The 26,490-nt window shown below is 43.0% G+C and carries 27 protein-coding genes and 1 pseudogene; 5 read left to right on the top strand and 23 right to left on the bottom strand.

Features of this window, described 5'->3' with window-relative positions:
- Window positions 1-134: 134 nt before the first annotated feature.
- The 5 genes from sthA to ACU6U9_RS15590 all read right to left on the bottom strand — a co-directional run bounded on the left by sthA (window position 135) and on the right by ACU6U9_RS15590 (window position 4,779).
- On the bottom strand, window positions 135-1,529 hold the full coding sequence (gene sthA / locus ACU6U9_RS15610) for a Si-specific NAD(P)(+) transhydrogenase (protein WP_446735942.1): 1,395 nt from the start codon (window positions 1,527-1,529) through the stop codon (window positions 135-137).
- Between the two features lie 19 nt (window positions 1,530-1,548).
- Window positions 1,549-1,782: a (Na+)-NQR maturation NqrM gene (gene nqrM / locus ACU6U9_RS15605; protein ID WP_446735941.1), complete on the bottom strand. Its 234-nt coding sequence runs from the start codon at window positions 1,780-1,782 to the stop codon at window positions 1,549-1,551.
- Between the two features lie 9 nt (window positions 1,783-1,791).
- Window positions 1,792-2,790: an FAD:protein FMN transferase gene (locus tag ACU6U9_RS15600; protein WP_446735940.1), complete on the bottom strand. Its 999-nt coding sequence runs from the start codon at window positions 2,788-2,790 to the stop codon at window positions 1,792-1,794.
- 88 nt (window positions 2,791-2,878) lie between these two features.
- The gene (locus tag ACU6U9_RS15595; protein ID WP_446735939.1) at window positions 2,879-3,811 is read right to left on the bottom strand and encodes a DUF4062 domain-containing protein; all 933 of its coding nucleotides are present in this window, start codon (window positions 3,809-3,811) and stop codon (window positions 2,879-2,881) included.
- A gap of 203 nt (window positions 3,812-4,014) precedes the next feature.
- Window positions 4,015-4,779, bottom strand: a complete 765-nt coding sequence (locus tag ACU6U9_RS15590; RefSeq protein WP_446735938.1) for an AEC family transporter — start codon at window positions 4,777-4,779, stop codon at window positions 4,015-4,017.
- A gap of 122 nt (window positions 4,780-4,901) precedes the next feature.
- Between ACU6U9_RS15590 and ACU6U9_RS15585 the strand changes: the two genes are divergently transcribed.
- From ACU6U9_RS15585 to ACU6U9_RS15575, 3 genes are read left to right on the top strand one after another with little or no spacing between them, the layout of a single operon-like run.
- Window positions 4,902-5,231, top strand: coding sequence for a hypothetical protein (locus tag ACU6U9_RS15585; protein WP_446735937.1), 330 nt, complete (start codon window positions 4,902-4,904; stop codon window positions 5,229-5,231).
- A 17-nt stretch (window positions 5,232-5,248) separates the two neighbouring features.
- Window positions 5,249-6,340, top strand: coding sequence for a class I SAM-dependent methyltransferase (locus ACU6U9_RS15580; RefSeq protein WP_446735936.1), 1,092 nt, complete (start codon window positions 5,249-5,251; stop codon window positions 6,338-6,340).
- Window positions 6,333-6,923 carry a YigZ family protein gene (locus ACU6U9_RS15575; protein ID WP_446735935.1) on the top strand — a complete coding sequence of 197 codons (591 nt, stop codon included), beginning with the start codon at window positions 6,333-6,335 and terminating at the stop codon, window positions 6,921-6,923. Before ACU6U9_RS15580 ends, ACU6U9_RS15575 begins: the two co-directional genes overlap by 8 nt.
- Here ACU6U9_RS15575 and ACU6U9_RS15570 read toward each other — a convergent pair.
- The 9 genes from ACU6U9_RS15570 to ACU6U9_RS15530 form a co-directional block, all read right to left on the bottom strand.
- Window positions 6,890-7,273 (bottom strand): hypothetical protein, encoded by a 384-nt coding sequence (locus ACU6U9_RS15570; RefSeq protein WP_446735934.1) that lies wholly within the window; start codon window positions 7,271-7,273, stop codon window positions 6,890-6,892. The two genes, ACU6U9_RS15575 and ACU6U9_RS15570, sit on opposite strands and share 34 nt — an antisense overlap.
- Window positions 7,274-7,385: 112 nt before the next feature.
- Complete coding sequence (locus ACU6U9_RS15565; RefSeq protein WP_446735933.1) at window positions 7,386-7,835, bottom strand: secondary thiamine-phosphate synthase enzyme YjbQ; 450 nt, start codon at window positions 7,833-7,835, stop codon at window positions 7,386-7,388.
- An 82-nt stretch (window positions 7,836-7,917) separates the two neighbouring features.
- Window positions 7,918-9,153 (bottom strand): NADH:ubiquinone reductase (Na(+)-transporting) subunit F, encoded by a 1,236-nt coding sequence (gene nqrF, locus ACU6U9_RS15560; RefSeq protein WP_446735932.1) that lies wholly within the window; start codon window positions 9,151-9,153, stop codon window positions 7,918-7,920.
- Window positions 9,154-9,168: 15 nt separating this feature from the next.
- The gene (gene nqrE, locus ACU6U9_RS15555) at window positions 9,169-9,777 is read right to left on the bottom strand and encodes an NADH:ubiquinone reductase (Na(+)-transporting) subunit E (protein WP_446735931.1); all 609 of its coding nucleotides are present in this window, start codon (window positions 9,775-9,777) and stop codon (window positions 9,169-9,171) included.
- Window positions 9,777-10,442, bottom strand: coding sequence for an NADH:ubiquinone reductase (Na(+)-transporting) subunit D (locus ACU6U9_RS15550; RefSeq protein WP_446735930.1), 666 nt, complete (start codon window positions 10,440-10,442; stop codon window positions 9,777-9,779). The genes nqrE and ACU6U9_RS15550 overlap by 1 nt, the downstream gene beginning before the upstream one ends.
- A 1-nt stretch (window position 10,443) precedes the next feature.
- Window positions 10,444-11,250: a Na(+)-translocating NADH-quinone reductase subunit C gene (locus tag ACU6U9_RS15545; RefSeq protein WP_446735929.1), complete on the bottom strand. Its 807-nt coding sequence runs from the start codon at window positions 11,248-11,250 to the stop codon at window positions 10,444-10,446.
- Window positions 11,251-11,321: 71 nt separating this feature from the next.
- Entirely contained in the window at window positions 11,322-12,530 is a 1,209-nt protein-coding gene (locus ACU6U9_RS15540; RefSeq protein ID WP_446735928.1) for an NADH:ubiquinone reductase (Na(+)-transporting) subunit B, read from the bottom strand.
- Between the two features lie 2 nt (window positions 12,531-12,532).
- Window positions 12,533-13,864 (bottom strand): Na(+)-translocating NADH-quinone reductase subunit A, encoded by a 1,332-nt coding sequence (locus ACU6U9_RS15535; RefSeq protein WP_446735927.1) that lies wholly within the window; start codon window positions 13,862-13,864, stop codon window positions 12,533-12,535.
- 260 nt (window positions 13,865-14,124) lie between these two features.
- Complete coding sequence (locus tag ACU6U9_RS15530; protein WP_446735926.1) at window positions 14,125-15,576, bottom strand: glyceraldehyde-3-phosphate dehydrogenase; 1,452 nt, start codon at window positions 15,574-15,576, stop codon at window positions 14,125-14,127.
- Window positions 15,577-15,865: 289 nt separating this feature from the next.
- Between ACU6U9_RS15530 and mfd the strand changes: the two are divergent.
- Together mfd and ACU6U9_RS15520 are read left to right on the top strand one after the other, a co-directional pair.
- A pseudogene (mfd, locus tag ACU6U9_RS15525) lies at window positions 15,866-19,312 on the top strand (transcription-repair coupling factor).
- On the top strand, window positions 19,309-20,010 hold the full coding sequence (locus ACU6U9_RS15520; protein WP_446735925.1) for a CsiV family protein: 702 nt from the start codon (window positions 19,309-19,311) through the stop codon (window positions 20,008-20,010). Before mfd ends, ACU6U9_RS15520 begins: the two are co-directional and overlap by 4 nt.
- A 119-nt stretch (window positions 20,011-20,129) precedes the next feature.
- On the opposite strand, the gene ACU6U9_RS15515 is transcribed toward ACU6U9_RS15520, so the two are convergent.
- From ACU6U9_RS15515 to ACU6U9_RS15475, 9 genes are all read right to left on the bottom strand, one after another.
- Entirely contained in the window at window positions 20,130-20,882 is a 753-nt protein-coding gene (locus tag ACU6U9_RS15515; RefSeq protein ID WP_446735924.1) for an S-methyl-5'-thioinosine phosphorylase, read from the bottom strand.
- A gap of 15 nt (window positions 20,883-20,897) precedes the next feature.
- Window positions 20,898-21,527 (bottom strand): mechanosensitive ion channel family protein, encoded by a 630-nt coding sequence (locus ACU6U9_RS15510; RefSeq protein ID WP_446735923.1) that lies wholly within the window; start codon window positions 21,525-21,527, stop codon window positions 20,898-20,900.
- Window positions 21,511-22,128, bottom strand: coding sequence for a mechanosensitive ion channel family protein (locus tag ACU6U9_RS15505; RefSeq protein ID WP_446735922.1), 618 nt, complete (start codon window positions 22,126-22,128; stop codon window positions 21,511-21,513). Before ACU6U9_RS15505 ends, ACU6U9_RS15510 begins: the two co-directional genes overlap by 17 nt.
- A gap of 2 nt (window positions 22,129-22,130) precedes the next feature.
- Complete coding sequence (gene nagZ, locus ACU6U9_RS15500; protein WP_446735921.1) at window positions 22,131-23,123, bottom strand: beta-N-acetylhexosaminidase; 993 nt, start codon at window positions 23,121-23,123, stop codon at window positions 22,131-22,133.
- Entirely contained in the window at window positions 23,124-23,621 is a 498-nt protein-coding gene (locus tag ACU6U9_RS15495; protein WP_446735920.1) for a L,D-transpeptidase family protein, read from the bottom strand. It lies immediately after the preceding gene.
- Between the two features lie 10 nt (window positions 23,622-23,631).
- Window positions 23,632-24,264 (bottom strand): TetR/AcrR family transcriptional regulator, encoded by a 633-nt coding sequence (locus ACU6U9_RS15490; protein WP_446735919.1) that lies wholly within the window; start codon window positions 24,262-24,264, stop codon window positions 23,632-23,634.
- A 173-nt stretch (window positions 24,265-24,437) separates the two neighbouring features.
- Complete coding sequence (locus tag ACU6U9_RS15485) at window positions 24,438-25,028, bottom strand: hypothetical protein (RefSeq protein ID WP_446735918.1); 591 nt, start codon at window positions 25,026-25,028, stop codon at window positions 24,438-24,440.
- Window positions 24,997-25,695 (bottom strand): hypothetical protein, encoded by a 699-nt coding sequence (locus tag ACU6U9_RS15480; protein WP_446735917.1) that lies wholly within the window; start codon window positions 25,693-25,695, stop codon window positions 24,997-24,999. The genes ACU6U9_RS15485 and ACU6U9_RS15480 overlap by 32 nt, the downstream gene beginning before the upstream one ends.
- 1 nt (window position 25,696) lies before the next feature.
- Window positions 25,697-26,482 carry an outer membrane lipoprotein-sorting protein gene (locus tag ACU6U9_RS15475; protein ID WP_446735916.1) on the bottom strand — a complete coding sequence of 262 codons (786 nt, stop codon included), beginning with the start codon at window positions 26,480-26,482 and terminating at the stop codon, window positions 25,697-25,699.
- Window positions 26,483-26,490: the final 8 nt, after the last annotated feature.

Genomic DNA, 26,490 nt, shown 5'->3' with positions numbered 1-26,490 from the left:
ATTAGATAAAGTATATAAGGACATTAAAAAGTAACACTTTCAGATCTTGATCATTTTTTATTTAGACAAAACGCGGGCACAAAAAAAGCGAGCAATGCTCGCTTTTTTGCTTACTCAAGAATGCTCACTCAGCACTACGCTATTCGATTTAAACCATTAAGAGCGGCAATCCGATAAGCTTCTGCCATGGTCGGGTAATTAAACGTATTATTCACAAAATAGCTAACGGTGTTACCCGCGCCTTCTTGTTTCATAATGGCTTGACCGATATGAATGATCTCTGACGCTTGGTCTCCAAAACAATGAATACCAAGTATTTCAAGCGTATCGCGATGAAATAAAATTTTCAGCATCCCTACACTTTCCCCAGTGATCTGAGCACGGGCGATACTTTTTAAGAATGCCTGCCCTACTTCATAAGGCACTTTTTCATTGGTCAGTTCACGCTCAGTTTTACCAACCGAGCTGATTTCTGGAATCGTATAAATACCTGTTGGCACATCACTTACAAACCAATAGTCATCATCACCAGCTAAATGCGCTGCTGCGCTTCGTCCTTGGTCGTATGCGGCACTTGCAAGACTTGGCCAACCAACAACGTCACCTACCGCATAAACATGGTCGGCACTGGTTTTATAGTTTTCATCCACTTCAATTTGGCCACGACTGTTAGGTTCAACACCCACATGCTCTAGCCCAATATTTTTTGTGTTGCCGTTACGCCCTGCCGCCCACAAAAGTGCATCGGCTTTGATTCGCTTACCCGATTTAAAGTGCATGATCACACTGTTTTCATCTGTCTCTATTGAGTCAAACAGCTCATTATGACGAATCAAAACACCAGTATCACGCAGGTGATAACTTAAAGCGTCTGAGATTTCATCATCCAAGAAAGGCAATAAGCGCTCGCCTGGATTAATCAAATCAACTTTTACACCAAGACCACTAAAGATAGAGGCGTATTCAGAGCCAATAACACCTGCGCCATAAATAATAATGGTTCGCGGTGTATGCTCTAGTTTTAAAATCGTGTCGGAATCATAAACACGCTCATGATTGAAATCGACGCCCGCAGGACGAAATGGGCTCGAACCGGTGGCAAGTACGATTTGCTCCGCATGTAGGCGAGTACTTGACGCGGGCCCTTCTGTAATTTCAATCGTATGAGCATCAACAAAGCTGCCATGACCATGATATAAATGCACACGATTACGGCTATAAAATTCAGTCCGTAATTTAACTTGCTTAGCGATAACCCGTTCAGCTGTTTTTAATACGCGCGGAAAACTAAACCATCTAGGCTCGCCAATATCACGAAACATCGGGTTAGTGTTGTATGAAATGATTTGCTTAACCGAGTGACGCAATGCTTTAGAGGGTATTGTGCCGTAATGAGTACAATGCCCACCAACAGCCGGAGCCTCTTCTACTACCGCCACTTTTTTGCCTTTTTTTGCCGCGTTCATAGCAGCACCCTCGCCTGAAGGGCCTGTTCCTAAAACAATGACGTCATAATGGTAATCAGCCATTCAACACTCCTTATACATATTATTTTTGGCTTGCGTCATACCCTAAATTTGCGGTTACATTGCCAGCCACTTTTTTCGTTTCTGTGTCACATTTCTGTTTATCGCCGCCACATACATCGCACGCTGATTCCATCCCGATGGCGCTCATGCCACCGCAGGATCCACTAATGGGCTTTCGACCAAGCAACACGCCGACTGCCATTAAAGCAATGATTAATAGCATGAAAACAAACACGACAAATATCATTTCCATGGGGAAACCTCACTTAGCTTGCCAGCGTTCAAACTCTGGCGTTGTGTATTCACCGAAGCCGTTAGGGCCTCGCTCAATTAGATAGACTTTTAATTTGTGTTCAACGGCAAACGCTTTGGCTTTTTCGGCCCCCATTACAAGCATAGCAGTCGCGAGCGCATCGGCACGGACACAGGTTTCATCAATAATAGTCACTGAAGCCAAGGTATGCTTGACCGGCTTAGCCGTAAAAGGATCAATACTATGACTGTATTGCTGACCATTCATTTCAAAATAATTACGATAATCCCCTGATGTGGCCATGGCACCCGTTTTCATTTCGATGATCTTTTGAACACTGCGTTGACCCTCATCTGGCTTCTCAACCGCCACACGCCAAGGGTTTTCAAGTGATTTTCTCCCCTTAACACGCATCTCGCCACCAATTTCGACTAAATAATGGGTAATGCCTTTCGATTCAAGGTAGTCCGCTACTTTATCAACCCCATAACCCTTGGCAATGGCAGATAAATCTAAGTAGCGCTGCTCGGTTTTACGAACACTTAAATTAGCCAAGCTAACTTGCTCTAACCCAACTTGCTGCTGAGCCTGCTTAGTTTGCTCATCGCTTGGTAAGCGTGTTGGCATTTTGTCTGGCCCAAAGCCCCACAAATTAACCACTGGCCCCACTGATATATCAAAATACCCAGAGGTAAGGCCATGTAATGATAGCGATAACTCAAGGACCTCAAAAAGCTCTGGGCTTACTTTTTGTTCATGGGGCGCATCTGCTGAATTAAAAATGCTTAACTCGCTGTCTTTTTGATAAGTCGACATTTGCTGATTAATCATCAGTAAAATCTTGTTAATGTCCGACTGGGCTTGCTGTGTATCAACACTGGCAACATGACGCCACTGAGCGCTGTAACTGGTGCCCATGGTATAACCATGGATCTTATCGAGTGATTCAGGTTGTTGTGAGCAGGCTAAAAGCTGAAAAGATAAGAGAAAAATGAATACGAACTTCATACACTTGCCCTAGAAAAAGGCAAGTATATCGGATATATACAAAAGCCTCTATCTATCGGTAAAGCAAAACGGCGTTCTAAAACATAAATTAATTATTAGGTATCAATAACTTATGCAAGCGGCTCTCGCCCGATGGCGTCAACTGCCAATAACTTTTCAAACCTGAACGCTCTTTGGCCACATTCTCAATCACGCCTGCGCCTTTTAGATAAGCCTTCAAACGCTGGAATTCGATGTCATTACAGCGCACACCAGACAAAGCGTGCGAGTCCTTGATGGCATTCATGAATTCTTCTTTATAGTTATCTTCGACATAGTCTTCTAAAACGGAACGCATTCGATCTTCGGTGACTGGCGATGTCATCATGGATCCAATGCTTAAAAACGCCATTTCCCACGTTAACAAAATATTGCTTGTTACTTCATGGCAATTGCCATGGGCAAAGACTTTGCCGGTAAATCGCATTGGATAGGTTTCCATGCCAAACAAGGCGTCTGTAATAGCCGCATGCAGGTTCGATACCGTTTCTACTTCTGAACGTTTATTGCTCTCGGCCAAGCCAAGTTGCGGCTTCAACACATCCCTCAATACCTGACGAGCAATTAACAATAAATCCTCTTTGTAGCTCCAGTACTTGAATATGCCAGACATCGTTAAACGGTGCAGTGCGCGCAAACGCTGCACATCTTGAGAGACCATGCCTTTAAGCTCGGTATTTTTAAGTAATGCGACCACTTTTTTATGTTTGCTTTTGGCATACACGGCTTCACGGTGAATATAGCTTTCACCACTATCCGACAGTGCACCGTATCCATCGCCAACTAATAAGATGAAGACATCCGAAGAATCTATGGTTTTACGCACCATTGGCCAATCATAGTCGCCAGAATCTGGCGTAAAATAAAATGAAATCGGCAAGCCGCCCAACTGGATAACAACACGGTTGATGGTGTAAATAATATCTGCAGTGTCTTTAGGATCGGCACAGATAAAGACTGTTGACTGAGTGTTTTGATTCATATCCTTATATACCGCTTTAAATCCACGCTAATACCTTAGCTAAATACAATAATAGACTAATTGAGAATGCTGACATCAATGTGCTCAACGCAATAATATTTGAAGCCAAAACATGGTTTCCGCCCATTGCGCGCACCATGACAAAACTCGCAGCAGCCGTAGGGCTTCCAAACATGAGAATGACACAGCCGATTTCAGCCCCATTAACAGCCCAATAAAAACGCGGCCACACCCACTACAACGGGCACTATAACTAATTTGGCAAAGACCGCCTGTGCTGACAACACACTGGTGTTATGCAGCTCACGCAAGCTTAAGGAGCCCCCGATGGCAATTAACGCCAAAGGCAGTGTCATTCGGGCCAAGTACTGCCCCGTATCATACATGACTTTAGGAAGCTTTAAATCTAGCCAAACACAAAAAAAGCCGAGAAAAATAGCAATTATTAACGGGTTTTTAGCAATGTCTTTGAGCGTTTTACCCCACTGAACGGCACGCCCCTCATGCAGGCTGCGATTTAACGCATAAACCGATAATATGTTGTATATGGGCGTCACCACGGCCAAGATAACCGCGCCGATCGCAAGACCATCACCACCAAATGCTTTTGCACACAGGGCAATCCCAACAATACCAAGGTTGCTTCTAAAAGCCCCCTGCACTGCAACACCTCTGTCCTCATGCGCGACCCACATACCTGAAAACAACCAAAAGACAACAAACGTAACGAGCGCTGCGCCCATACAAAACCAAACTAATGGGAGTTGATCAGATAAATGTAAATCATTATCGATCATGGATAGAAAAATCAGAATCGGCAGGCAAATATTAAACACCAGTGATGATGCCTGTCCTACGAAGCCAGTATCGATATGCCCTTTGCGTTTCAAATACAGACCCACAAACACAATGATAAAAACAGGGCCGGTTACCGATAATGTATATTCTAACGCCCCTAAATACCCCATAAAGCCACCCAAAAAAGGCGCATTGTAGCAGTTTCAGATTATTCGGCCTGTATAATAAACAAACAATTCATTTGTGGTATTGGATATGCTAGAATGCGCCGCAATATTTATAGGTAATTATCATGTCTAGATTAAAAAAATCACGCTCTCTAAAGCGCGTTACTGGCGGGGTTAAAACAGGCTCTAAAGAACGTACAAAATTAGAGAACAAACAGCGTAAAGCAAAACAAAAAGCAGCGAACCCTATGAAGAGTAATCGCCAACGCTCTGTCTATCAAAAATTCATAGACGAAAACGGTATCGTTGAAAAACAGCACGCGCCTAAAGCCGCAAAAGTGCAAGAGATTGTCACCGAAGCGATATTTATTGAGCGCACTGTTCATCAACCAGCCGAGACAACTGAATCCTTATGGGATCAGCTAGAAAAACCGCAAAATAACGATACTTTCTAAAGATACCTTTCTATCTTATGCAACAAGATCAATTAGACTGCACCAGTGGCCAGTACTCCCTCACTCGCCCTGGCGCAAACCCCAAGCAACCACTTCGTGCTTGGGATGCCGCTGACGAATACCTCATTAACTTAATCAACACTGAATATTCAAACTCAACATTATTGGTGCTCAATGATCAATTTGGTGCATTAGCGTGCGCCCTACATAAACAAATTAGCGCCTGGTCATCAGACAGTTTCTGCGCAAAAGATGCATTAAATCAAAATCTAGCAAGTAACAACCTGACACTTAGCGGATCGCAATTTGATTCAATTACGATCGAATCTGATGCAGAACTAGCAATCATGAAAATTCCAAAAAACACCAGTTTTTTAGAGTTCCAACTAAACCAATGCGTAAAACTGGGTATAACAAAAATCTTACTTGCAGGCATGATGAAACATCTGCCTAAAACAATTCTGAATCAATTACAGAAGTTCGGAACGGTAAAGCGATTACCCTTTGTTAAAAAAGCCACCGTATTTGAATTAGACGTAGAAAAAGCCACTACGGATTCATACCCAAAGAAAAATCATTTTGAAAGCATCACGCTTTTAAGCCACGCCAATGTATTCGGTCGAGATAAGCTCGACCCCGGTGCTCAATTTTTTATTGAGAATCTTCAACGTTTACCTAATGCCTCACATATAGCGGATTTGTGCTGTGGCAGCGGCATATTAGGCATTAAATACGCTCAAGAGCACCCGCAAAGTAATGTCGACTTTTATGATGAATCCTTCATGGCCGTCGAAAGCTCAAAAATATCTTGGCCGCTAAACAATATAAACAACCCGGCAAATTTCATTTGGGCCGATGGCTTGAGCGGTAACGCAAACACCTACGACCTCATTCTGTGCAACCCCCCTTTTCATGAAGCACATACTGTTGGCGATCACATCGCAAAACGATTATTTAAACAAAGTAAAGCTGCGTTAAACCCTCATGGAGAACTGATCGTCGTTGGTAACAGGCATTTGCAATATCACGTAACATTAAAAAAATATTTCAAATCGGTTGAGCAAATTGCATCTAATCCCAAGTTTGTTTTATTAAGTGCTCATGGCTAGTTATCGCATCCCTGCCAAGCCATGCCACAGTGAAATTGAAATTAAGCGCAGCCAATTCTTAGGCTTCGCTGCACACACCCCCAATCTACAAGCCGCCAAAAATTTTATTCAATCGCTAAAAGACAGCTACCCAGATGCACGACACCACTGCTACGGGTTCATGGCTGGAGCACCTTGGGACAGCAATTTATATGGCTTTTCTGATGATAACGAACCTAGCGGCACAGCAGGTATGCCTATATTTTCTCACCTAAAACACAACAATATTGGTGAAATAACGATTGTGGTGGTTAGGTATTTTGGCGGCACCAAACTCGGCACAGGTGGACTAGCCAGAGCCTACAGTGAAGCGGCTAAAATAACGCTTGAAGCACTAGAGCTTCAGGATTTTGTAGAAATGGAAACAGTAAACTATACGTTTGAGTTTTCACAAGAAGCACAAATTAGAAGAATTATTACGAATGTAGGCGGTGACATTATTAACGCAACATACACAAGCCAGGTGAATTTAACCGCACGTATTCCCGTAGGCGAAGAGATTCAGCTACCTTATTCAGTCACTTTATCGCGCTCAACGATATAACGGGCAATGTGACGATAACCATCTTGTATCATGTCGTTAAAGCCCATGTGAACTTCAAAATCTTCTTGAGAAACTCGTCTGATACTCTGTATTTGGGCCTGAGTTTCAAGCTGTATGATCTCACCCGATGTAAAATAGAGACTTAATGAAATCACTAAAATAGGGAATTTAGGCTGGCTTTCAAAGCTGCTACTCCCATGAAGAGACGTTATTTCTTCTTCATTACAGCAGACACAAACGCCACGCGGAGTAATTTGACTACCCGAAAGAGAGTACGTACGAGAACCATCTAATGCCATTGCATCAATCGTTAAATATGGGTTCGATATGGTTTGGCTAATCGCGTTCATAGTCATATGTCAAAAAATATACCAATGCGTGTAATATAAGTAATAAACTAGATCGTTCATTTTTCAAACAATTGATACAATTTATAACAAAAATAGCACTCCTATCACATACTTAATTACTAGAAATAGCAATCGAGTTCTCAGTTTCCCCCATAATTGTGACCAAAAGACGCCTATTCCCAGCAGATTTCCTATATTCACCTAAATAAATCCCCTGCCACACGCCTAAATTAAACTGGCCATTTGTCACTGGAACCGTTAATTGTGCTCCCAATAAACTGCTTTTAATATGCGCAGGCATATCATCTAGGCCCTCATCAACATGTTCGAAGTAATCACAATTTTCAGGCACCAGACGATTCATGAACTGCAATAAATCCGAGCGAACCGTAAAATCAGCATTCTCATTCAAGGTAATACCAGCCGAGGTATGCTGAAGAAGTAAATGCGCAAGCCCAACTTTAAGGCCTTTTAATTCTGGCAATTGCTTCAGCAGCTCATCGGTAATTAAATGAAACCCATAAGGCTTCACATCTAATACTATTTCTTTTTGTAGCCACATATTCGGTTAACCTTTCAAAACAATCAGAAACAAAAAAGGCCCATAAAACAAAGTTTTATGGGCCTTTTTTTACGATAACTTATTAACCGCCAAAGTCATCTAGCATGATATTTTCAGGCTCAACACCTAAATCTTCAAGCATTTTAATCACAGACTGGTTCATGATTGGAGGCCCACACATGTAGTACTCACAATCTTCTGGCGCTGGGTGATCACGTAAATATTGCTCGAACAATACATTGTGAATAAAGCCCGTTAACCCTGTCCAATTGTCTTCAGGCTGTGGGTCCGACATAGCAACGTGCCAGTCAAAGTTAGAAAACTCAGCAGCCAATGCATCATATTCGTCATCATAGAACAGCTCACGTGCAGAACGTGCACCATACCAGAAGCTCATTTTACGTGAAGACTTCAAACGCTTAAGCTGATCAAAAATATGTGAACGCATAGGTGCCATACCCGCACCACCACCAATGAATACCATCTCGGCATCGGTGTCTTTAGCGAAGAACTCACCAAATGGGCCGTATACTGTCACTTTATCGCCTGGCTTCATGTTAAATACATAACTAGACATGATGCCTGGATTAATACCTTCAGTGCGTGGAGGCGGTGTCGCAATACGAATATTGAATTTCACCACACCGCGCTCCTCTGGGTAGTTAGCCATAGAGTAAGCACGAATCACATTTTCTTTACTAACGGTTTTAAGGTCAAAGAACTTAAAGTGATTCCAGTCGCCACGATATTCTTCTTCGATATCAAAATCAGAGAAGTTAATTTCAAATGGTGGAGACTCAAGCTGAACATAACCGCCGGCACGGAAATCAACATTCTCGCCTTCAGGTAGTTTAAGCGTTAATTCTTTAATGAAGGTAGCAACGTTAGGGTTAGACTCAACCGTACACTCCCACTTCTTAACACCAAAGACTTCGTCTTCAACTTCTACTTTCATGTCCTGCTTAACAGGTACCTGACAAGACAAACGCCAGCCTTCACGAGCATCACGCTTAGTGAAATGTGACTCTTCAGTTGGCAACATAGAGCCGCCGCCTTCTGTCACCAAACACTTACACTGAGCACATGTACCACCACCACCACAAGCTGATGATAAGAACACACCATTACTTGCAAGGGTTTGCAGCAACTTATCACCCGCTGCCGCTTTAATGGTTTTCTCTGGATCACCATTAATTTCAATTGTCACTTCGCCAGAGCTTACTAGCTTGGCACGCGCACTTAATATCACAGCAACCAAGGCAAGTACCATGGCTGTGAACATAAATACACCTAAAATAATTTCTGTATATTCACCCATACTCTGTCACCGTCCTTATAGAGATACGCCGGAGAATGACATAAAGCCAAGAGACATTAGGCCTACCGTCATAAAGGTAATACCTAAGCCCTCAAGGCCTTTTGGCACATCACTGTATTTTAATTTTTCACGGATACCGGCAAGTGCGGTAATGGCTAACGCCCAACCAACACCAGCACCAATACCGTAAACCACTGACTCACCGAATTGATAGTCACGCTCAACCATGAATAAAGACGCACCCATAATGGCGCAGTTCACAGTAATCAAAGGCAGAAACACACCTAAGGCGTTATAAAGTGCAGGTACGTACTTATCCAAAAACATTTCTAAAATTTGAACAATCGCAGCGATAACACCGATGTAGCTTAATAAGCCAAGAAAGCTTAAATCTACTTCAGGGAAACCCGCCCAAGCCAAAGCACCTTCTTTCAGTAAGTAGGTATAAATTAAATTATTCACAGGAACCGTAATCGCCAATACAACAATTACGGCAACACCCAAACCAATGGCCGTTTGGATTTTTTTAGAGATAGCCAAAAAGGTACACATACCTAAGAAGAAGGCTAACGCCATATTTTCAACAAATACGGCTTTCACAAATAGAGATAGATAATGTTCCATTAGTGGGCCCCTGATGTTTCAGTGTTTGGTTGAATTTTAAAATCAGCCTCTTCCACTTGAGCAGGAATCAAACTACGCGATGCCCAAATAAATAAACCAATAATAAAGAAAGCACTTGGTGGCAATAGCAATAAGCCGTTGCTGTAGTACCAACCACCATTGGTGACAAGCGGTAAGATCTCAAAACCAAATAATGATCCTGAACCTAGTAACTCACGGAAGATAGCAACAAAAATAAGCACAACACTGTAGCCTAAACCATTACCGATACCATCAAGAAAACTTAAGCCCGGTGGGTTTTTCATTGCAAACGCTTCAGCACGACCCATTACGATACAGTTAGTAATAATCAAACCAACAAATACAGAAAGCTGCTTACTGATTTCGTATGCATACGCTTTCAATATTTGGTCAACTACAATTACTAACGACGCAATGATCGTCATTTGCACGATGATACGAATGTTGCCAGGAATATGATTTCGAATCAGAGCAATTGCAAAGTTCGAACACGCAGTAACCGAGGTTAATGCAATACACATTACCAACGTTACATTTAAACTTGTGGTTACAGCTAGCGCTGAACACACACCCAGAATCTGTACTGCAATTGGATTATTAAGCAGTAACGGCTGAGTTAAAACTTCTTTAACAGATGTCGACATGTTAAACCCCCTGCTCTTTAAAACCAGCTAGATAAGCAGCAAAACCTTGCTCACCAAGCCAAAACTGCATTAAGTTAGCAACGCCCTTACTTGTAAGAGTCGCACCAGACAAACCATCCACTTGGTTCTTAGCTTTTGATGATTCAGGGTCCACTTTGCCCTTAATTACATCAATGGCCACGTCACCTGAAGCGTTATAAACTTGCTTGCCTTGCCATTGCGCTTTCCAAGATGGGTTATCAACTTCACCACCTAGCCCTGGAGTCTCAGCATGAGAGTAAAAGCCCAAACCAGCGATGGTTTCAGCATCACCTTCTAAAGCAACAAAGCCATACAAGGTTGACCACAAACCGTAACCATGGACAGGCAAGATAATGCGATCAATCGCACCGTCTTTTTCAACAAGATAAACTGCAGCAAAGTCTTCTTGGCGCTTAATGCTCGCGATGTCTTCGCTGCCTTTTAGCTTCTCACTGAACTTAGGATTTTTTGCTAACTTTTTCTGATCAAACTTTTCAACTGGAAAACCAGCAGACGCCAACTTGCTTAACTCTTCATCAGATGCGTATGAACCTGTCTCTAAGTTAACGATACGAGTTGTAACTTGCTTGAACTGTTCATCAATGGTCTTGCCTGGTACGAGTAAACCCGCCGCCGCCAAGATATTTTTCTTTTTATCTTCAAGTTTGTTTTTAACTTGAATCGGTTTTAATGCAACCGCTGAACCTGCCACGATGATGGAGCAGACAAGGCAAAGCAGCACGGCAACCATTATGGTTTTTTGAATGCTATCGTTTTTAGCCGACATTGCGAGCCATCCTCCGTTCAGACATTAGTGCTTGAACTAACTTAGACATATTTTTTCGAGCGATAGAGTTATTAACTGGCATTGCGTGCAACCCTCCGCTTGATATTTGCTTGAACGACAAAATGATCGATTAATGGTGCAAATAAGTTTGCAAACAAAATCGCCAACATCATGCCTTCTGGGAAAGCTGGGTTAATCACACGAATCAACACAACCATCACACCGATCAAGGCACCAAAGAAATATTTGCCGATATTTGTCATGGATGCAGACACAGGATCAGTAGCCATGAAAATCATACCGAAAGCAAAACCACCCACCACTAGATGCCAATACCAAGGCATAGCGAACATGGCATTCGTATCAGAACCGATAAAGTTTAGTAATGTGGACAGTGCCACCATACCGATCATTACACCGGCAACAATACGCCATGACGCAATTCCCATAACCAGTAGAACCGCACCACCAATAAACACAGCAATGGTACTGGTCTCACCAATTGAGCCTTGAATCGTGCCTGAGAATGCATCAAACCAAGTCAAACCTGAAGCAACAACGGCATCAATACCGCCTGTCGCAGCTAGGCCTAACGGCGTTGCACCAGAGAAACCATCAACGGCTGTCCATACTGCATCGCCTGAAATTTGCGCAGGGTATGCAAAGAACAAAAACGCACGACCTGTTAAAGCAGGGTTTAAGAAGTTTTTACCCGTACCACCAAAAATTTCTTTACCAATTACCACACCAAAACTGATACCAAGGGCCACTTGCCACAATGGAATATCAGGTGGGCAAATTAATGCAAAAAGAATCGATGTAACAAAGAAACCTTCGTTGACTTCATGACCACGGATAGTGGCGAATAGCACTTCCCAGAAGCCACCCACGATAAACGTCACCGCATAGATAGGTAAGAAGTACGTTGCACCAAAAATTAAATTATCCCAAATACTGTTAGCGTCATAGCCTGCAATCAAAGAGATAATCGCACCACGCCAGCCTTCAATTTCAGCTACGCCCATGCTATCTAATGCATTATTTGCTTGAAAACCAAGATTCCACATGCCAAAAAACATAACAGGGAAACAGCACAACCAAACAGTGATCATAATACGCTTAAGGTCGATACCGTCGCGCACATGAGATGTATTATTCGTGACTGACGGCGGAGAATACAAACCCGTATCAATCGCCTCATACAGAGGATACATTTTCTCGAATTTACCGCCTTTCGTAAAATGCGGTTCGAGGCCTTCTATAAACGATCTTACACCCATAATTATGCCTCTTTCTCAATACGCTCAAGGTTACCGCGTAAAATTGGACCATACTCATATTTACCAGAGCACACATAAGTACAAAGCGCTAAATCTTCTTCGTCCAATTCAAGTGCACCTAAATTAATGGCTGAATCCATATCTTCTACAATTAATGCACGCAGTAATTGAGTCGGAAGAATATCCAACGGCATAATTTTTTCGTAAGCGCCTACTGGCACCATCGCACGCTCACTACCATTGGTAGAAGTCGTTAGGCTCAATAACTTTTTAGGTAAAAGCTTAGACAGATAAATATTTTTAATTGAATGGCGATCGATACCTGCACGCAAGTAATGCAACAAATAACGCTCACGCCCTTCTTCTAAAACCGTTACCTGATTAGCAAAGCGACCTAGGTATGCTGTCGGCCCAGTAGCCGTCAGACCACCAAAAACAGAACCAGATATAATACGATTTTCACCGTCTTTCAGTTCACTTGCCGTAAGTTCAGTCAAACATGCGCCTAATTGAGTACGTACTAAGCGAGGCTTATTAACTTGTGGCCCAGCCAAAGCAATAACCCGATCGGTATTCAATTTACCTTCCGTAAACAGCTGGCCAATTGCGATCACATCTTGGTAACCAACATGCCAAACTGTTTTAGTCGCACTAACCGCATCAAGTTCATGAATGTGCGTACCCACCAAACCAGCCGGGTGAGGCCCAGTTACATCAACAACTTGCGCTTTACCGGCAGGGACAGAGGCAGCAGGTGACTTCGTCACAAATAGCTTCTTCGCTAAGCACGATAAAACAGCCAAACCATTCGCAAACGCTTCTTTTTGCTCTGCAATTACAATTGCAGGGTCTGCCGCCAATGGATTTGTATCCAATGTTGATACAAAAATAGAACTCGGTTCGCTTCCCGGTGCTGGCGCCTTAGAAAATGGACGCGTACGGATCGCTGTCCACAAACCGGACTCGATTAATTGAGACTCAACTTGTTGACGAGTTAAAGAGGCGAGTTCGTTAGCACTGAAGCTGTTAAACGTCACTTCTTCATTGCCTTGCACCTCAATAACAAGCGACTCAAATACTCGACGCTTACCACGGTTGATTTCAACAACCGTACCTGAGGCAGGAGCCGTATATTGCACTCCTTCGTTTTTCTTATCGGTAAAGAGCAGTTGCCCTTTTTTGACCTTGTCACCTACCTGCACAAGCATGGTAGGCTTCATGCCCACGTAGTCGAAACCCACCAATGCTACCCTAGAGACACCATTACCTTGAGTAATGTGTTGCTCCGGTTGTCCAGCAATTGGCAGGTCAAGACCTTTCTTGATATTAATCATATGCCTTGCCTAATCACAGTTTCGAAAAAAATCTTTGTGTGCGTCGCATGACGCTGCTTTTTTGCTTATTATTCAAACAGTTATAAGCCGAGTAAACGCTCTATTTCAACTGTCTGCCAGTATAATCATCCAATAACAAGGTGACTAGCTATAACTAAGCAATATTCTCAAAGCAATTGGGAATAAGTATAGCCAGAGTCATCTAGATTGCGCATATTTTGATCATACAAAAAAGCCGCTGTCTTGCAGCGGCTCTTTTTTTACTGATTAACCAGTGGATAGGCTGGGTAATTAACACCGCATAGTTGCTCTGCAATGCGCACTACCTGACAGCTATAACCGTACTCATTGTCATACCAAACGTACACATTCACACGATTTTTGCTCACGATTGTCGCTTCACCATCGACGATACCCGCACAGCGGTTGCCAACGAAATCACTAGAAACCACTTCAGGGCTAGCAACATAATCGATTTGCTTCTGCAAAGAAGAATGCAACGACGTATCACGTAAGAACGCATTCAAATCTTCACGAGACACTTCTTTATTAAGTGTCAAAGATAGAATCGCCATTGAAACATTTGGCGTTGGTACACGAATCGCGTTACCTGTTAGCTTACCTTTTAGTTCAGGTAGTGCTTTAGCAACCGCGCTCGCCGCGCCTGTTTCAGTAATAACCATGTTCAATGCAGCTGCACGACCACGACGATCACCACTGTGGTAGTTATCAATTAGGTTTTGGTCATTGGTATAAGAGTGAACTGTTTCAACGTGACCACAATCAACACCGTACTCATCGTTTAACGCTTTCAATACAGGGGTAATCGCATTCGTCGTACATGACGCAGCAGAAAGGATAGTATCTTCTGCTTTCATGTCGCGATCGTTAACACCATAAACGATATTCTTAATGTCGCCTTTACCAGGCGCCGTTAGCAATACGCGTGCAATACCTTTACAGGCCGCATGCTGGCCAAGGCCATCGGCATCACGCCATACACCGGTATTATCAATCAATAGCGCATCTTTAATGCCGTATTGAGTGTAATCAACCTCAGATGGGTTAGCGGCGTAGATGATATTAATGTAAGTACCGTTAACGATCAGTGCACTGTTTTCGTCATCAACCTGAATAGTTCCCTTAAAAGAACCATGAATAGAATCACGACGCAGCAAGCTTGCGCGCTTAACTAAATCATCGCCCTTACCTTTACGTACAACAATCGCACGTAAACGCATACCTGTACCACCGCCGGCTTTCTCAACCATGATACGTGCAAGCAAACGACCGATACGACCAAAACCATAAAGAACAACATCTTTACCTTCAGACGCTTCCGCTTGCTGAGCCGTTAACTCAGCTAACTGTTCTTTAACGAATGCTTCTAAAGAAGCGCCGTTACCATTATTACGGAAGTTAACCGCCATCTTACCAATATCGATATGGCAAGATTTAATGTCCATCTCTTTCAAGATAGTAATAACAGGGCAAGTTTCTTGAACAGAAAGCGCTTCTTTTTCTACCTGACGCACAAAGCGGTGGGCTTTTAAAATATCAATCACAGAACGATTGATCATAGGTCGACCGTACACAGACAACACAACGTTGTTCTTACGGTACAAACCACCAATTAATGGGATCATGGATTCTGCGGTTTCTTCACGCAACGTCCAATCAGACAAGCTGGCTTCACGAACATCTTGGCTCACGGATACACCCCCGACACTAAGCTAAAAAATTGTGCGGTATTATGCCCACAAAGCCCGTCAATCTCAATAATTATGCGCGCTTTAATGGCTTCCGCTCAAAGCATTGAACCTCATTGTTCACACTTTAAGCAATCAACACCTGCTAAGTGTAAGCAAAGTACTCTTGAATTCACAATTTTAAAAATTATCCACTAAAAACAAACAATACACTCAATCCCATGCACCAAGCCTTAACACGCACTATTGCTTTGAGTACACTAGCCCTCTTTAAAACTCTCTAAGGACAGTCATGGTGGCCAACCCTCCTGTGCCAAGCAAATCTGGTGATATTTTATCTTGGGGTAATATTCAGGGCTCTCACCTTGCACACGCCATCGCAAATACTGCTCACGACTATTCAGGCTTAACCATTGTCGTTGCCAATAACAGCAGTGACAGCCAAAGACTAACAGAAGAAATTCGTTACTTTTTTCAAGGTGAAGTGTTCAACCTGCCTGACTGGGAAACCCTGCCTTATGATTATTTTTCACCGCACCAAGACATCATAAGTGAGCGCCTAAGCACTCTGGTAAAATTACCTCAGGCAAAAAACAGCATACTGGTTATTCCTGCATTATCACTTCAGCTTAAACTGCCACCCGTCAATTACATTCTGGGTCACAGCTTTACGGTAAAAACAGGCCAAACACTCGACATAGACGAGCTAAAGCCAAAATTAATTTCTGCAGGCTACCAAGCCGTGGACAGCGTATTTGAACACGGTGAGTTTTGCATGCGCGGGGCTATCTTAGATATCTTCCCAATGGGTTCTGAGCAACCGTTTCGAATTGAATTATTTGATGACGAAGTAGAAAGCATTCGCTGGTTTAACGCTGAAACCCAACGCTCAACCGAAACCACAGATAGCATCGAACTACTGCCAGCAAAAGAAGTTCCGCTTGGATAAAAGCGGCATCCGGACATTCAAACACCGTTGGTTTGATTTCTTTGAGTGTGACCCAAAAGAGTCACCACTTTATATGGATGTGATAAAACAAATTGCACCGGGTGGCATTGAATATTATTTACCGTTATTTTTTGAAGAAACTGCCACAATATTTGATTACTTACCGATAAATTGCCAACTTATATTTAATCAAGACCTAGAGAAAAGCCTGCAACATAACTGGAAAGACATAGAACACCGCTATGAAGAGCGTCGCCATGACATTCGCCACCCGGTTTTGCCACCGAATGAAATTTACCTAAACGACAACCAAACCTTTGCACAGTTTAAACACTACGGCCGAATCAAAACCTTTACAGACAGCATAAAAGAGCAAGCAGGCCACCATAACTTCGCACTGCCTATATTGCCGTCGCTGCAAGTTAATCATAAACAAGATAACCCACTAGACGCCCTTGAATCATTTTTAATGAACAACAGCGAGACAGTTGTTTTTGTTGTGTTGAAAGTGCAGGCCGCCGCGAAGCCTTACTTGAATTACTTGAACGCATCAATATCAGCCCACAAATCATTGATTCTTGGTTTGATTTAAACGAGCACGATTTTGAATTCGCCATTACCACCGCCCCCATTGAAGACAGCTTTTACAGCCAAAAACTAAACGCGTGGTTAATAAGCGAGAACGCATTATTTGGTGAGCGAATTCGTCAAAGCCGCCGCCAAAAACAAGAGAAAGATCAAAGCGAAAATGTCATTCGCAATCTTACCGAACTCACAATGGGGGCGGCTGTCGTACACATTGACCACGGTGTTGGTCGTTATCGTGGCATGCAAACCATTGAGGTAGATGGTGACGCCACTGAGTTTGTCATGCTTGAATACGCAGACCAAGCCAAACTATACGTACCGGTTTCATCGCTACATCTTATCAGCCGTTACAGCGGTGCCGATACTGACATGGCACCCATGCACAAACTGGGCACAGAAAAATGGTCCGCACAGCGTCGTAAAGCACTGGAAAAAATTCGAGACACCGCCGTAGAACTCCTCGAAATTTACGCTAAGCGCGAAGCAAAACCAGGACATGGCTTCAAGTTTCCACGAGACGATTACGAAATTTTCAAATCAGATTTTCCATTTGAAGAAACCGTCGATCAAAAAAGTGCCATCAATGCCGTCATCACCGACATGATGAAACCCAACCCCATGGACCGCCTTGTTTGCGGTGATGTGGGTTTCGGTAAAACAGAAGTCGCATTACGCGCGGCGTTTATTGCGATTCAAAATGATATGCAAGTAGCCGTATTAGTGCCCACCACCCTTTTGGCACAACAACATTACGAAACCTTTAGTGACCGCTTTGCAGACTGGCCAATAAAAGTAGAAAGCTTATCTCGCTTTAAAACCGGCCAAGCAAAAACCAAATCGCTTAAAATGCTCGAAGATGGCACCGCCGATATTGTTATCGGCACACACAAGCTATTACAAGGCGATGTGAAATTTAAAAATCTTGGTTTATTGATTATTGATGAAGAGCATCGCTTTGGCGTTCAGCAAAAAGAAAAAGTAAAAGCACTGCGAGCTGAAATCGATATTCTTACCATGACCGCCACACCGATTCCGCGAACCCTCAATATGGCCATGTCTGGTGTGCGTGATTTATCTATCATTGCAACACCACCGGCCCGCCGTTTAGCGGTAAAAACCTTTGTTAAAATCTGGGACGAACACTTAATTAAAGAAGCCATACTGCGTGAAATTTTACGTGGTGGACAAGTCTACTTTTTACATAACGAAGTAAAAACCATTGATAAAACGGCTGAGGACTTAGCAAAATTGATCCCTGAAGCACGCATTGGTGTCGCGCACGGGCAAATGTCTGAGCGCCAACTTGAGTCCGTTATGGGTGACTTCTATCACAAACGCTTCAACGTGCTAATGTGTACCACCATCATTGAAACCGGTATTGATATTCCCAACGCCAACACCATTATTATTGAGCGTGCCGATAAATTTGGCTTAGCCCAGCTCCACCAGTTACGCGGTCGTGTTGGCCGAAGCCATCATCAAGCCTATGCTTACTTACTTGCCCCGCAAGAAAAGAAAGTCAGCAAAGATGCCGAAAAACGTCTTGATGCCATTACCAATGCACAAGACCTTGGCGCAGGCTTTATGCTCGCCACGCATGACTTAGAAATTCGTGGTGCAGGTGAGCTATTGGGCGAAGAACAAAGCGGCCATATTCAAAACGTCGGCTTCAGTCTATACATGGAGTTGCTTGATCGTGCGGTTGAAGCCATCAAGGACGGACGTGAACTGAGCCTAGACAACCCAACCGGGCATCAAGCTGAAATCAATCTACGCATACCAGCCCTTATTCCCGAAGATTACATGCCTGATGTTCATAACCGACTCATCATGTACAAGCGCATCGCCAATGCAAAAAACAACCACGAACTTAAAGATCTACAGGTGGAAATGATCGATCGCTTTGGCTTATTACCTCAGCAAGTCAAATATCTTATCCAAGTCACAGAATTGAAATTCAAACTTGCAACATTAGGCATAGTGAAGTTAGATGCCGGAGACAGCCAAGGGCGAATGGAATTTGGTTCACAAACCACCATTGATCCTTACACCATGGTGCGCATGGTGCAAACAAAACCAGCAAGCTATAAGCTGGACGGCTCAAATGCCTTTAAATTTATTTTTGACATGCCTGACGCACAAACACGCTTCAGCACCATAAACCACGTTTTAGATTTGCTTTCGCAACCAGGTACGCCATGATCGCTCGCTTATTATTGATTTTTTCGCTTATTTTAAGCCCATTAGTGGCAGCCGAAGATGAAGCTCCGGTAAAAGAAGCCAGATGGTATCAAGTTAACTTAACGCTATTCCAACAAAAAAAGGATAGCCACCTTGATGAATCATTTGGTTTTACTCCCCTACCAATGGATATGGCTGATATCGTCAAGCTTAAAAGTAACCATCCAATGCCCCTCGCAAACTCAGGTATGAATGCAACATTGGCTTTTCATCACGAAAACGCCAACAACCTTGCATTTACAGAGCAAACCATTGATCAAGACTGGGCTGATAAAATGTCAAAACTCGACCCAGTCAAGCAACCTATTTTGTACAATGCGCAGTGGCAGCAACCTGTCTATGACCAAAAACATAGCCTGCCCATTTACATTGAAAGCTCCATACAACACCTTGGTGCCCCACAGCTAAAAGGTTTATTTTATCTGCATGTTTCTCGATACTTGCACAGTAAAATTGATTTACAGTTTATTCCCGAAAACGCCAATACATCAACGGACCTCATCAGCCTTCAACAAAGTCGCCGCATGCGCAGTAAAGAAGTTCATTACATAGATCACCCATTAGTCGGCGTAATCATTCGCATACTGCCTGTTAAGCACCCACTCGGACGAAAAAACACCAAACCAACCTTAGACTCAGCTTTAAACGTTCGTCTATAAATAAAAAAAGCCCCTTAGTGATTAATCAATTGAACTGCACCCCAAAAGTTGGACACTCAATCCAACCTTTGGGGTGCAGTTCAAATAAGGGGCTTTTTTATAAAATTTAAAAGAACACATTATTTCGACGCAAGAAAACCAGCAATAATCGCCTGCACCTTGTGCATTCCTTGATCCAATACTCGTCGTATATCATCCATGGTTATAAGCTCATCACTTTTACCTGCTGCCTTATTTACCACTAAAGACAAACTGGCATATGGAATATTAAGCTCACGAGCCAAAACCGCTTCAGGCATACCTGTCATACCGACTACATCACAACCATCATTTTCTAGACGTTTTATTTCAGCGATGGTCTCTAAGCGCGGTCCTTGTGTTGCTGCGTACACACCTCCGTGCTGAGTGATAATGTTTTTCGACTCTGCGGCAAAATACAATTTAGATGATAAATCTTGATCATAAGGATGGCTAAAATCTACGTGATCCAATGGCAGATAAACACCATCATAAAAAGTATCTTCACGGCCGTGAGTATAATCAATCACTTGATCAGGAATACAAATGGCCTCAGCATCCATGGCTTCGGTGATACCACCCACCGCATTTACCGCGATAATTTCTGTCACACCGGCTTCTTTGAGCGCCAACAAATTTGCCCTGTAATTCACTTTATGTGGTGGTAATTTATGTGGATGCCCGTGGCGCGCTAAAAACACAACAGGCTGTCCCATTAGCTCGCCAAACATCAAGGGCGCGCTTACGTCGCCTAGATCAGTTGAAATACGCTGTTCATGAGTGATATTTAAACCTGGGTATTCCGTCAGGCCTGTACCACCAATAATGGCGGTTAATGATGCTAATTGAGTCATAAGTTTGCCCTATTATTAATCACTACCGCCATCTGACTCACCCACATCCGGCCCATTCTTGCTGACTTTTCTTCCTTTATGCTCGGTGCGGTTTGATTCATCTGTCTTTAATAATTTACCCGATTGTGCCTTATGCTGAGCATGCTCTGCGTCATTACGATCAACATTCTGTAAAGGCACATTGTTTTCCATGTAAATACTTCGACTTGGAAATGCAATTTCAGCATCTTCATTATTAATAATCTCACCTACCTTAAACAAAACTTCTTGCTTGATAGAATGAAACGCTTCCCAGTTGGTGGTGTGCGTAAAGCAATATATGAAAAACTCTAAAGACGAGTCTGCAAACGTATTAAAATTCACCATCAAAGTTTGCGACTCATCGATCTCGTCATGGCCTTGCAGGAACGCTTCAATTTTATCGCAAATTGTATGCACTTGAGCAAAATCACCATAGCGCACACCAATTGTTTCATAAATTCTGCGATGACTCATTCGAGATGGGTTTTCAATGCTCACTTGTGTAAACACTGAATTAGGAACATACAAAGGTCGCTTATCAAATGTACGAATTCGGGTTACGCGCCAGCCAATGTTCTCAACTGTGCCTTCGATATTACGATCAGGACTACGAACCCCAGTCACCTACCGCAAATGGCTTATCCAAATAAACCATTAATCCACCAAAAAAGTTAGCCAATAAATCTTTTGCTGAAAACGCAATAGCCGCACCGCCCACACCACCAAATGCAATAATACCGCTAACCGACAAACCCAGCGTTTGAAACACAACCAAACATGTAATGGTAATAACAGAAATGCGCAGCAATTTAAAAATTGCTGTAATCGTTGTCTTGTCTGCCTTGGTTTTTACGTCACCTTTTAAAATTTGATCTTCACGTATCCGAATTAACCGCATGACAAACCATGAAAAGAATACAGACAGCACAATTACATATAAATGGCTTGCCTTAGGCAATAACTTAACTTCAAACTCCATTTGAATAATGCACAGCACGTAAATAAGGATGCACGTTAAAATACCGTAATGAACCGGCGCCTCAAGTGCGCCGGTAACGGCATCGTCAAATAAATTACGGGTCTTGCTGGCCTTTCTCTTCAGCTGACCAACAATCACCTTGGCCACAATATATACAATACCACCGACCAATGACCCCACTAAGGCTTGCACCCACCAGATTTCTAGTAAGTCCATCCAATTTTTAATATCCAACATTTCCAACATATTTAATCCAATTCTGCTAACAATGCTAAAGCATGCATATATGCCTGCTTATTTTCGTTTAAAGATGCGATAGGTTTGTAAGCCTCTAAGCTAAAAGGTTCCACACTTAAAGCTTCTAACCCTTTCAAAATTTCAATGGAGGCCTCAGCATGATTACACGCCAATAAAATATCGCAACCCGCGTTAACCGCTGCCAACGCACGCTGCTGATAATCACCTTTTACTGCCGCACCCGCCATACTTAAATCATCGCTGACGATACGCCCTTCAAACCCCATTTTTTTCCTTAAAATATCTTTGAGCCACACCTGTGAAAAACCCGCAGGCTCACTGTCAACGCTTTCATACACCACATGCGCAGGCATCATCCAGTCAATAGCGGGTAGTAACTGCTTAAACGGTTCTAAGTCTTGCTGTTCAATTTCTGTAAAACTGCGCTCATCAATCGGACACGCAACATGGCTATCTAAATTAACCCAACCGTGCCCCGGAAAATGCTTTGCTACGACGGCAAAATCCATTTCTTTTAAACCAGACATAAAGCTGGCCGCTAGAATTTTAATCACATTTTTATCCGCGCAAAAACCTCTGTCACCAATAACATTATTGCGATCATAATTAATATCTAATACGGGCGCATATGTGAGGTCGATGCCAACTTCTTGTAATTCATACGCTAAAACAATGGCCGCTGACTTTGCTAACGCAACCGCTTTATCAGGGTCATGCGAATACAGAGCGCCAATTCTCCCCATAGCCGGGACATGCGTAAAGCCCTCACGAAAACGCTGAACCCTTCCCCCTTCATGATCAACCGTAATCAATAACCGAGGGTTAATCGTTTTAATTTCTTTAACTAACGCGGCTAATTGATCACGGCTTTGAAAGTGGCGAGTAAATAAAATAATGCCACCTAAAAAGCGATGCTTGAGCCACTGCCTTTCTTCATCAGATAGCGCTGATGACTGCACATCTGTTATGAATGTTACTTGCATTTACACCTCGATCATCACTGGGCAACCGATCGGCACCCAATCAAATAACGTAATAACATCGCAATTTCGCATACGAACGCAACCATGGCTTTTTGCCACGCCCATTGGCTCACTATCAGGCGTGCCATGAATATAAATATACCGAGCCATTGAATCAACCGACCCCAATCGATTTTTACCCACCTCACGACCACACAGCCACAAAATACGCGATAATATCCAATCTCGTTTAGGGAACTGTTCTGCTAATAGCGGGGAGTAAATTTCGCCAGTGGTACGACGCCCAATAAAAACAGAATTAGTCGGCTGAGCTTCACCAATTTTTGCACGAATATAATGCGGCCCAACCGGTGTTTTGCCTGAGCCCTCATCACACCCGGCACCATTTAAAGCCGTAGACACGGAAAATTCGAAGATCTTTTGCTGATCTTCGAATGCCGATAATGTTTGATTATGAATTGAAATGTGCAAATAACGCACTGGATTACTCGCTAGCAAAGTTTGATGCTTACTTTGCCCGAATACCTGCCGCAAGGAAAGGCAAGAGATAGCCAACGACTTCTTCTTCTGTGCATTTAGTATCGAAATCATGCTCAACAATGGCACGCAAGTTTTCCATGCTCGATAAGGTAAATGCTGCGGAGCCAAGCATAAAGTGAAAACGCCAAAAACGCTCTACTGGTTGCAGATCAGGTGTAGCCTTGGTGATAAGTGACATGACGCGTCGGAATAAACTGCGATATTCCGTCTGCAAGAATTTACGTAAATGCCCCTGCCCCTGATTATAAGCCAAGCCCAATAAACGCATAAAAATAGCCAAACGACTGCGATCACCTTGCGTCACACTGGCCATAGCCCGTGCAACGAAGCGTAAAATATCTTCAATCGATAGAATCGTATCTGGGTGTTGTTGCTCATGGGCATCAAGACTGGACTCAACCAGCTTATAGAACGGGCCTAAAAAGCGAGCAAATACGGCCTGAATAAGAGCTTTCTTTGAGCCAAAGTGGTAATTGACCGCGGCCAAATTCACATCAGCACGAGCCGTTATGGTACGCAAAGACGTTTCTGCAAAACCATGTTCTGCAAACAACTCTTCTGCCGCGTCTAAAATCCGTGTAACCGTATCAACTTGTGCCATGGTGTAAACCCAAACAAACAACTGTTTGAAACATACGTTTAACTCAAAATCATGTCAAGTAATCAAGCCAACACACTGCTTTTTCAGCACATTGCCTCACACTTTATAGCACATACACAATAAAAAATGGGCTCCAATGAGCCCAAAAGAAAAGTCTGACTAAAAACAGGTTCTTACAAATAATAAGACATGGTTAACTTTATGAAGTCCTCATCACGAAAACCCCATAAAGGATTGTCGTCCTTAGGCGCAAACACACGAGCCTCAATTGATAACGTCATGTTATTCAACACCCGCGTATCCCCTTCGATACTCAAACTATAATCACCATACTCATAATCAACCAAAATACCTGCCAACAGCGTAGAAGATGCCGCATCGTTAGCCGCCCAACGGGTCGCCAACAATACATCATGTTCAAAGGCCCCTGCACTGGCCTCATCTTGACGAGAGTCATACAAGTGCTCAACCACCCAGCCAAGCTCAATTCGCGTATCAAAAATACCTACTTGGGTATATTCAAATCCCGCGGTTGTAGCAAAGTATTGCTCGTCATCGCCAATCGCTAAGTTCATGCCATTATAAAACACAGGCCACTTACCAGCTGGTGTAAGCATGTCATTTTCTGGCATGCCATCCCGTAATACACCTTCAAACTTCCAGGCCCAACCTTCTGTTAGGTACTGCATTTCAAGACCAAGCTGAGTGATTTGAGCGTAATAAGGCAACACCTCAGGAGCAAGAGGATTTGACCCCATCGACACCGAGGGACGCCTCACGACTGGTTCCATGAAATACCGATACCGCGTATTCGAACTCATCAATGTACGTATAAAAACGCGCAGCAACATCTACATGGTTTTCTTCATCTGAACTTTCGTATTGCGCATCTGCATAATTTTGCCCAAGGCCTAATCGCCCGTCTTCGCCGACAAACGTACGCTCACGATGATACGGCAACACAAATAAATCCAAATTCCCCCAGTCCCGCTCAAGCAGTAACTGCACCATGGGCTGGCCCAGTTTTTCTTCGCCATCTAAACTTTCAACCGCATCAGTTTGGTTAATAATATCCACTAGATGTTGTGACTCAGTCACACCCCAGAATACCTTACCAATACCCGCTTTAAGTTCGTATTCGTCAGCGACTTTATGCCAGATCAATTCGCGAATATCACCATGTGTACGCTCATCATCTGTTTCATCAAAGCGATAAAACGGTTTAAACGTCACGGAGTGATCATTTTCAAACGCTTTATATAACTCGGTGCGCAATGCGACCGAGTTATTGATACGAGTATCATTGTCGCTGCTCTGGCTATCTGCAAAGTAACCAGACACCTCATAATCAACCTGAGTCGTCACGCTTAACTCAGCCTGAGCCGCGTTCGTTAGCAGTACAAAACTCGCTAATAAAGAATAACCCTTCATATTACTTAGCTCGTTTTAAGCTATTTTTGGTAAATTCTCTGTCATTCAAGCCAACTTTAAATTCATAGCCTTTGTATTCTAAGCGAGTGCCTTTACCCGTTTGATGATTTTTCATCACGCTTAGAGCTGGGCGCCAGAATTTTTCTAAGTACAGCGTGTAGTCTTTATTTTCTAATGTTTTTAGCAAGCTTTTTTTACGATCATAAAACTCGATTTTTAACGCACGATATTCCGCTTTATCAATCCAAGCTATTTGCTTGGTGTAACCTGAATATTTATCCGTTGGAATACGTTCAACCACAAAGCAATCTTTGCCATCAAACGTTTCGTCACGTAGGTGCTTATAGGTATATTTTTCTATTTCCTGTGAACTAATGTCTTCGAAGGCAAATTCACTGCCGACAAACGGGCCCGATTTATTTTTGCTCGATATTTTTTTCACACGCTTAAGCGCAGGCAAATACAACCATTGGTCATCTGATTTTTCTTTGTGGGTGTAGGTCAACATAGCCACACCTTTTTGGTCAATTGGCGTATCAAAAATCATGAGTGATTTATCGCCCTCTTCACCAACACCTTCTAGTGTTTTTACACGCATATCACGCGGTGCTTCATCGCCCTTGCTGTCAACCAACACCATTTTCAATTCGACTTGCGTATCCGCAAATCCTTCATCGCGTTTATCAGCCTCAACCGCAATCGCCAAACCTTTTTCTTCTGGGGTCTGTGCTAAAACAGATACATTAAACAGGGTTAACAACACTGTTACTAAGAGGTATTTCATCATCTTAAAAC

The organism is Pseudomonas sp. HK3, assembly GCF_052920985.1.
The sequence above is the reverse complement of the archived record's forward strand: the minus strand, read 5'-3'. Positions and strand labels throughout refer to the sequence as shown.

Coding starts and splice junctions, on each gene's coding strand:
- sthA (WP_446735942.1), bottom strand. CDS start 1,529: ATGGCTGATTACCATTATGACGTCATTGTTTTAGGAACAGGCCCTTCA.
- nqrM (WP_446735941.1), bottom strand. CDS start 1,782: ATGGAAATGATATTTGTCGTGTTTGTTTTCATGCTATTAATCATTGCT.
- ACU6U9_RS15600 (WP_446735940.1), bottom strand. CDS start 2,790: ATGAAGTTCGTATTCATTTTTCTCTTATCTTTTCAGCTTTTAGCCTGC.
- ACU6U9_RS15595 (WP_446735939.1), bottom strand. CDS start 3,811: ATGAATCAAAACACTCAGTCAACAGTCTTTATCTGTGCCGATCCTAAA.
- ACU6U9_RS15590 (WP_446735938.1), bottom strand. CDS start 4,779: ATGGGGTATTTAGGGGCGTTAGAATATACATTATCGGTAACCGGCCCT.
- ACU6U9_RS15585 (WP_446735937.1), top strand. CDS start 4,902: ATGTCTAGATTAAAAAAATCACGCTCTCTAAAGCGCGTTACTGGCGGG.
- ACU6U9_RS15580 (WP_446735936.1), top strand. CDS start 5,249: ATGCAACAAGATCAATTAGACTGCACCAGTGGCCAGTACTCCCTCACT.
- ACU6U9_RS15575 (WP_446735935.1), top strand. CDS start 6,333: ATGGCTAGTTATCGCATCCCTGCCAAGCCATGCCACAGTGAAATTGAA.
- ACU6U9_RS15570 (WP_446735934.1), bottom strand. CDS start 7,273: ATGAACGCGATTAGCCAAACCATATCGAACCCATATTTAACGATTGAT.
- ACU6U9_RS15565 (WP_446735933.1), bottom strand. CDS start 7,835: ATGTGGCTACAAAAAGAAATAGTATTAGATGTGAAGCCTTATGGGTTT.
- nqrF (WP_446735932.1), bottom strand. CDS start 9,153: ATGGGTGAATATACAGAAATTATTTTAGGTGTATTTATGTTCACAGCC.
- nqrE (WP_446735931.1), bottom strand. CDS start 9,777: ATGGAACATTATCTATCTCTATTTGTGAAAGCCGTATTTGTTGAAAAT.
- ACU6U9_RS15550 (WP_446735930.1), bottom strand. CDS start 10,442: ATGTCGACATCTGTTAAAGAAGTTTTAACTCAGCCGTTACTGCTTAAT.
- ACU6U9_RS15545 (WP_446735929.1), bottom strand. CDS start 11,250: ATGTCGGCTAAAAACGATAGCATTCAAAAAACCATAATGGTTGCCGTG.
- ACU6U9_RS15540 (WP_446735928.1), bottom strand. CDS start 12,530: ATGGGTGTAAGATCGTTTATAGAAGGCCTCGAACCGCATTTTACGAAA.
- ACU6U9_RS15535 (WP_446735927.1), bottom strand. CDS start 13,864: ATGATTAATATCAAGAAAGGTCTTGACCTGCCAATTGCTGGACAACCG.
- ACU6U9_RS15520 (WP_446735925.1), top strand. CDS start 19,309: ATGATCGCTCGCTTATTATTGATTTTTTCGCTTATTTTAAGCCCATTA.
- ACU6U9_RS15515 (WP_446735924.1), bottom strand. CDS start 20,882: ATGACTCAATTAGCATCATTAACCGCCATTATTGGTGGTACAGGCCTG.
- ACU6U9_RS15505 (WP_446735922.1), bottom strand. CDS start 22,128: ATGTTGGAAATGTTGGATATTAAAAATTGGATGGACTTACTAGAAATC.
- nagZ (WP_446735921.1), bottom strand. CDS start 23,123: ATGCAAGTAACATTCATAACAGATGTGCAGTCATCAGCGCTATCTGAT.
- ACU6U9_RS15490 (WP_446735919.1), bottom strand. CDS start 24,264: ATGGCACAAGTTGATACGGTTACACGGATTTTAGACGCGGCAGAAGAG.
- ACU6U9_RS15480 (WP_446735917.1), bottom strand. CDS start 25,695: ATGAAGGGTTATTCTTTATTAGCGAGTTTTGTACTGCTAACGAACGCG.
- ACU6U9_RS15475 (WP_446735916.1), bottom strand. CDS start 26,482: ATGATGAAATACCTCTTAGTAACAGTGTTGTTAACCCTGTTTAATGTA.